Annotated in this window: 8 protein-coding genes and 1 pseudogene; 5 read left to right on the forward strand and 4 right to left on the reverse strand. The window is 60.2% G+C overall.

The features are described from left to right. The 4 genes and pseudogenes from NP596_RS19040 to NP596_RS19055 all read right to left on the reverse strand — a co-directional run. Nucleotides 1-200: pseudogene (locus NP596_RS19040) on the reverse strand (WecB/TagA/CpsF family glycosyltransferase); the annotation flags it as partial. Then, nucleotides 200-1,285: a glycosyltransferase family 4 protein gene (locus NP596_RS19045; RefSeq protein WP_256616986.1), complete on the reverse strand. Its 1,086-nt coding sequence runs from the start codon at nt 1,283-1,285 to the stop codon at nt 200-202. The pseudogene NP596_RS19040 and the gene NP596_RS19045, both read right to left, overlap by 1 nt. Before the next feature lie 34 nt (nt 1,286-1,319). Next, a complete protein-coding gene (locus NP596_RS19050; protein WP_256616987.1) occupies nt 1,320-2,645 on the reverse strand; it encodes an O-antigen ligase family protein in 1,326 nt (441 codons plus the stop codon). Nucleotides 2,646-2,730: 85 nt separating this feature from the next. Beyond that, a complete protein-coding gene (locus NP596_RS19055; protein ID WP_256616988.1) occupies nt 2,731-3,237 on the reverse strand; it encodes a lasso peptide biosynthesis B2 protein in 507 nt (168 codons plus the stop codon). 319 nt (nt 3,238-3,556) lie between these two features. Between NP596_RS19055 and NP596_RS19060 the strand changes: the two genes are divergently transcribed. The 5 genes from NP596_RS19060 to NP596_RS19080 form a co-directional block, all read left to right on the forward strand. Next, nucleotides 3,557-3,805: a PqqD family peptide modification chaperone gene (locus NP596_RS19060; protein WP_256616989.1), complete on the forward strand. Its 249-nt coding sequence runs from the start codon at nt 3,557-3,559 to the stop codon at nt 3,803-3,805. A gap of 14 nt (nt 3,806-3,819) precedes the next feature. Further along, entirely contained in the window at nt 3,820-4,761 is a 942-nt protein-coding gene (locus tag NP596_RS19065) for an HPr kinase/phosphorylase (RefSeq protein WP_256616990.1), read from the forward strand. Nucleotides 4,762-4,837: 76 nt separating this feature from the next. Continuing rightward, entirely contained in the window at nt 4,838-5,671 is an 834-nt protein-coding gene (locus tag NP596_RS19070) for a sulfotransferase domain-containing protein (RefSeq protein ID WP_256616991.1), read from the forward strand. A 160-nt stretch (nt 5,672-5,831) separates the two neighbouring features. Continuing rightward, nucleotides 5,832-6,374, forward strand: coding sequence for a phage tail protein (locus NP596_RS19075; RefSeq protein ID WP_256616992.1), 543 nt, complete (start codon nt 5,832-5,834; stop codon nt 6,372-6,374). 22 nt (nt 6,375-6,396) lie between these two features. After that, nucleotides 6,397-6,656: phage tail protein (locus NP596_RS19080; protein WP_256616993.1), on the forward strand; the 260-nt coding region annotated here is incomplete at its 3' end.

A 6,656-nucleotide genomic window follows, 5' to 3' on the forward strand; every position in this document is an offset into this window, starting at 1 on the left:
TCCACATGCACCATTTCCGCCTCGCGCAATGCCGCCATCAGCGCCGGATCGCCGCGCGCCTCGACCAGCTTGGCTACGTTCAAGCCTTCGATACGCAACCGCCCCCGGCCGCCCAAAGCCATGGCGGCACGCGCCAACATTTCGCCGGGAGCGATCATGTCCAGCGGGCAACCCAGAAAGACTATGCGTCCGCTTTCCATCACGCCGCCCCCTCCATTTGCTTGGGCTCCAGATAGAGGGCGGCAATACGGTGCGCGGTACGCTCCCAGGTGAAGTTATCCCGCGCAATGCGTTCGACCGTCTCGGATAACGGCATCGCGGCCGCCGCCGTTATCCGCTCGGCCATGCGCGGCACATCGCCCAACGGAAACAACACGTCCAAACCCAGTAAATCGAGAACGGCGCGGTTGCCCGGAATATCGCTGGCGACCACGGGCAAACCCATAAGAATCATCTCGATCAACACCGTCGGCATGCCTTCCGCCGCGGAAGGCATGACAAAAACATCGGCGGCGGCGGCCAGCCGCGCCACATCGGCATCCCCGGCAAAACCGTAAAATTGTACGCGCGCGCCGACATCGAGCTCATCGGCCAATGCCGCCAACCGTTCTCTATCCGAACCGCGGCCGACAATATGCAACACCGCGTCCGAAAGCGATGGACAGGTTAGCGCCCTGACGGCATCGTCAAGACGCTTGACCGGGTCCAGGCGCCCCACCGACAGTAGCGCGGGCGTTCCCCGCAGCTTGCCGCCGCGAGGAAGGCGGCGGCCATCGACATCGCGCCCGAGAACGCAATTGGGAATAATCACGTGATGAGTTACAGGCAACCGCCGCGCCGCCAAGTATTGGAGCCAATGCGCGGACAATAGAATTACCGCATGGCTCTGCCGCAACAGCCAACGTTCGCCCGTCGCATCCCACAAGCGCTTGGACAGCTTCTTGAGCATCCCGCCATCTTCGTCATAATAGCAATGCGGCGTGTAGATCAGCCGCCGCCCGAGCAGAACCGCCAGGACAGCCGCCAATGCGGCATACGGCTTGCGCGCACCGTGGACGTGCACAATATCGGCCCAGACGACATGACGCCAAAACCGGCGCCATCCCGCCCGTTCAACCCGATAGGCGCCGCCGCCCGCGTCGCTATCGACCACCTTGGCCGCCACCCGAACCCGAATCCCCTGCGTTGCCAGCATTTCCGCCAACCCGGCGATATGCCGCGCCACGCCGCCACCGCCCTTTTCCGGCTCGAAATCGTTGTAAACCTGAAGAACATTAGCAGCCAATGACAAATCCTTTATTGTTGTCTTGCATATTATCCTAACGACAATCCGCGACCGGCACCCGCCGATCGCGCTCCGGAGCTAATGCGGACAAACGGGAAAGGCGCGCGGCGCGAAGCGCTCCTCCGGCCATCAACCATGGCGCGGCCATACCCGACAATGTCAGGATATGATCCGACGACACAAAAGTGGTAGAGAATGCGGCCAGCAAAACCGCCGATGCCCACGCCAATCCTCTCTCGCCGCCATCGTCCGCCGCCAGCAAACGGATGCAATTCATATAAAACCACAGGAACACTAAAGCGCCCGGCAATCCCAGTTGAAATGCAATCGAGAAAAAGGCCCCTTCGCCGCCGCCGATGACCGCTGCCCGACTTTGCGCGGCAATCGCTCCCTGCCGGCCGACGCCCTCGCCAAACAACCACACCCGGGAAAACTCCTCGAGATTCCTTAACAACGCATCCCGGTGACCAACGGTTGAACTGTCGTAAACAGACAAACTGCTATCGATCGCCCGATAGAACAGCCATAATGCGGTACCGCCCAGCACGGCCGCCGCCGCCCAACGTATGCCGCGCCGCGTGCGCAACAAACCGCTGTTTGCCGCCAACACGCCGAGCACGCCAATGCATTCCGCGATCATCGCTCCGCGCGTACCGGATTGCCAGATGCCGAAGCCCATCATTCCCGTCAACAACACGGCCGCTAAACGCCAACGGCGGGCAAGCAACGCCAGCGCCATGACCGACACGGCGGCCAGAAAGGTTCCCTGTGCCAGCGGCGCGGCCAACAACCCCGCCGCTCGGCGCTCCTTTTCCATATTCCTGAAAAAATTCCAGGGCAACCGGGTTTCCGGATCCAGGCCTACCTCGACCCTCTTCACATCGACCATATACTCCGGCAAATGTACGGTATCTATCCAAAACTCGGTATGCTCGATTTCCCAGCTACCGAAGACGGTACTACCGAGCCCCAGCAATATCCAAACCGACAGGACAACGCGTAATTCCCGCTCGAAACGTAAACAGTAATACCCCGCCAAAAACAACAGCACCGGTAGTACCAAGGTGCCTGCCGACGGCAGCGCAATCCGGGCAGGTACGGCTTCGGCCAAACCCACCGCCAGATAAAGGGCGACGAAGGCAAAATAAAGCACTATGGGCAGCGCCAACAGGCGCGGGACACGTACGGTGCACAGGCACAGCAGGGCAACGGCGGCAATGGAAAAGTCCCTCAAAACGCGCAGCACACCGGCCTGGGACAGGCCATTGCCATACAGCCAGGCGGTCAGCATGTCGAGCATGGGAAACGCCAGCGCCAGGATCAACACATAAAAAAATCTTAACGAGGTATACGGACGCACAATCGCGGCCCACGCGCCAAATAGCGAAATACGTCCTTCAGAAAAGTATCTCCACGGAAAAAATCGAAATCGGCCTAACCGGCCATCAACCCGAAAACGAACACCGGTTGGAAACGAAGCACCCCACCACGACGAAGCGGCCGAAGCTTCCGCCGCCGGTAACCTGGACCCGCCCCGCGGCCACCCAGGCATGGGCCGTTATCTTCGCCCCCGCGGCATCGCGATTGACACCGAAAAACAAAACATAAGGTACGCCATGGAAGCCGAGCAGTATTCTAGCCGCCACCGCCCGCGGAAAACAATTCGATTGCCATGGCGTATACCTGGCCGCCGTCCGCACCACTCTTGCGATGGACAATGCCACGGCCTCATCGCGGGCTCCCAGCAGCGGCACCCACGGCGCCAAGTGCCCCACCCCACCTAATCGGGCGGCCAGGCGCCGGAAAGGCACAAACAGGATCAGAAAACGGCTCACCCCAAGTAAAAACCAAGCAGGCAACAGCCAAATTTTCTCGAACCGGCTCAACCGCGCAAGACCTCGCGTTTTACGGGCAATTAAAGGCAACGCCCTAAAAGAACGCTGTGAAAACATGATGGCATCCGTCGTCAGACCGCAAAATTCTCAACATCTATCGGCAGGCTCCGCTATCAAACCGTTAGAACAATAATCCGGCTATTCTAGCTGCACTCCGCGCGCTTGAACACCCTGCCCCTAAAAATCCGCCGGCCAATTCGAAAGCCGTATAATGCCTTAATGTTGGAGCCATCAAACCGATACAACGATTTCGAAGCATTGTCAGTGGTGGCACCGGCGTATAGAATGATTCGATTAGCGTCGAACAAAGCAGCTCATGTCCTATCATTCAAATTTGCTTTCCCTATCATCGAAAATCCGCCGAAGCGAGAACAGTTTGAGCGCTGAAGTCGATGACGCCTTAGTGTTAATGTCCATCGAAAAAGGTAATTATTACAGTCTGGATGCCATAGGCGCCGATATTTGGCGGCGGCTTGAGCGAAGGATTGCGGTTTCCGAGCTGTGCGCGATACTCGGCGAGGAATACGATGCCGACCCGGAAACCATCCGGCGGGACGTCCTGGCATTGCTCGACGCTCTCGCCAAGGAATGCCTGATCGAGATACTGCCCGATCCAACGGCTTGACGAGTACCGCGAGGATGCAAGGCGATCTCACCCTATGCGGCTGGCGCGTCCGTTCGGCGCTCGCTTTACCGGACCTGCTTCCCTGGCTTGGCGGCGACAGTCCCGTCGATATCGACATTTCCTTCGGCGCCATCCCCACCCCCGCCGAACCGCCGCTCTACACCCTGCCGCACAGCACGCTGTGGGCCGACGGCCGATTCTTGCTCCACCTGGAACAGGTGGGAAAGTTCTGGGTAGAAAAAGGACGGCGCATTGTGCTGGAACCTGCCGAGCATGCCGACGAATCCGAGCTGCGCACCTTTCTGCTCGGTTCGGTACTGGGCGTACTGTGCCACCAACGCGGGTTGCTGCCGATCCACGCATCGGCGGTGCGTATAAACGGCCGCGCCATCCTGATAGCCGGCAACTCCGGGGTTGGAAAATCGACTCTGGCGGCGGCCTTGGGCGCTCGCGGCCATGCTCTGGTAGCCGACGACATAACGGCCTTCGATACGCCAACCGCCATGTTGCTGCCGGCTTTCCCCATGCGTAAACTCTCGCTCGACGTACTGGACAGGCTGGCCTTACCGCACCAAGGCCTGATAGCAAACCGTCCCGGACAACCCAAGTTCCATGTCCCGGCGGCCGACGGTTTCGCGCCGGCACCGCTACCGCCGTCGGCCATCTATATCCTACATACCGACAGGCTCTTGAAAAGCTGCGCCATTGACCGCGCCGCGCCGGCGATGGCCATGGCCCTTCTCGACCGGATGATCTACCGCCGCGCGGTCGGCATGAAAATCCAGCCGCCGCCGGCACTATTCCTCGGCTTGTCCAAACTGGCCCGGATTGCCCCCGTCTACCGGCTGCGTAGAGCGGAAGACCCATCGCTGCATCGCCTGGATGCCCTGGCGGAACAGGTCGAAGCGCATGCCGCCGTAACGCGCCCACTTCTTGCGGGCTCCGGCACGGAATGAAAAAAAACGCACCCAAGAGGCTTTTGTTTCATTGTCTTCTCCCGGCCCCTAAGAAGACGCTATTGCAACGCCCGCGATGAAGCGCTATTTCTGGCTTGCCTCCTACCCTAAATCCGGCAATACCTGGTTGCGGCTGTTTCTGGAAAGCCTAAGCCATGAAGGCGCGACACCCGATATCAATGCCATGGCTTTCAGCGGCGGTCATGCCGCCGTGCGCGACGAATTCGAGCGCTTGCTCGACATCGAGTCCAACGATCTCACCGACGAAGAAATTACCCGCGCCCGTCCCCGCATGTACGAATTGGAGGCGCAAGCGGCAAACGCGCCATTGCTGCGCAAGGTACACGATGCGTGGGAATTGACGCCCGCCGGCGAACCGTTGTTTCCGATTGAGCTCACATTGGGCGCAATATATTTGGTTCGCGACCCTCGCGATGTGGCGGTGTCGCTGGCGCATCACATGAGGCAGAGCCTGGATCAGGCCATAGAGCGGATGAGCAATCCCCAGGCTATGATGTCCATGTCCAAACGTTTCATCCCCAAGCAGTTGCCGCAACGGCTCACTTCCTGGAGCGGCCATGTGGAAAGCTGGCTGGAGGCACCGGTCGGACGGTTGCTGCTCAAATACGAAGACATGCTGAGCGACCCCGAGGCACACTTCGGCGCGGCCGTCCGTTTCCTCGGTATCGACGCCGACCGGGACAAGATCGCCGCCGCCGTGGAGGCCGTTGCTTTCGAACGGCTGCGAAGCGAGGAAAAAGCCAGGGGCTTCGTGGAAACGCCGCCCGGAGTCGAAGGCTTCTTCCGCCGCGGCATTGCCGGCGGCTGGCGCGAAAGTCTCACGCCCGCGCAAGTTACGCGTATCGAGACCGACCACGCCGCCGTGATGCGCAGCTTAAACTATCTGTAAGATCCGCTACAAATCCCTGGCATATTCCGCATTCTCTACTATGCTGGCAACGGTCGGCTGATTAACGGCCTAGCTGTTCCGCCGGCACCCCTGCTCAACCGGATACCAAAATATCCCGATTGGGCTCTCTTAACCGTTCGTTCGCGGGAGGACATACACGATGGATTCATATCTAGGAGAAATTAAGCTTTGGGCGCTCAACTTCGCGCCCGAGGGCTGGCATTTGTGCGATGGCACCTTGCTGCCCGTTGCGCAAAACCAGGCGCTTTTTTCGCTGCTCGGCGCTTACTATGGCGGCGACGGCAGAACCAACTTCGCCTTGCCGGACCTGCGCGGGCGGGTGCCTGTCGCCGCCGGGCACAACAGCCAAACCGGCGCCAACCTGCATTTCGGCGACAAAGGCGGTACGGAAACCGCTACGCTGACTCAGGAACAAACGCCGCCGCACAGTCATGCGGTAAATGTCTGTTCGGACAACGGCAATCAACCCGGAGGCCTGAACCACCACATCGCCGCCACGATCACCTCGACACCACCCGGCAATGCCATCAACCTATACGCGGCTGCCGGCGGCGCAACCGTTACGCTGGATCCCGCAACGGTCGGAACGGCGGGCGGGGCTACCGCGCACGAAAATATGCAACCCTACCTTGCGCTGAATTATTACATCTGCACCGCGGGGCTATACCCGATGCGCCCCTAACCCGATTTTTGGAGGAATCATCATGGCTGACTGTTACTTAGCTGAAATCAGGCCCTTCGCGGGCGTCAACAACCGAATTCCCGCCGGCTGGCATCCGTGCGACGGAACCCTGCTGCCCATTGCCGGCCACGAAGCGCTCTATTCGCTACTGGGTACCGCTTTTGGCGGCAACGGCACGACAGACTTCGCCCTGCCCGATTTACGCGGCAGGTTGCCCATCGGCTCGGGCCTGGGCACGGGCCTTGCCGTCAACCGGCCTTACGCCTCCGGGGGCGGCAGCGA

Origin of the sequence: Methylomonas rivi (assembly GCF_024505165.1) — a bacterium.
Taxonomy (GTDB): Bacteria; Pseudomonadota; Gammaproteobacteria; order Methylococcales; family Methylomonadaceae; genus Methylomonas; species Methylomonas rivi.

Coding starts and splice junctions, on each gene's coding strand:
- NP596_RS19055 (WP_256616988.1), bottom strand. CDS start 3,237: ATGTTTTCACAGCGTTCTTTTAGGGCGTTGCCTTTAATTGCCCGTAAA.
- NP596_RS19065 (WP_256616990.1), top strand. CDS start 3,820: ATGCAAGGCGATCTCACCCTATGCGGCTGGCGCGTCCGTTCGGCGCTC.
- NP596_RS19070 (WP_256616991.1), top strand. CDS start 4,838: ATGAAGCGCTATTTCTGGCTTGCCTCCTACCCTAAATCCGGCAATACC.
- NP596_RS19075 (WP_256616992.1), top strand. CDS start 5,832: ATGGATTCATATCTAGGAGAAATTAAGCTTTGGGCGCTCAACTTCGCG.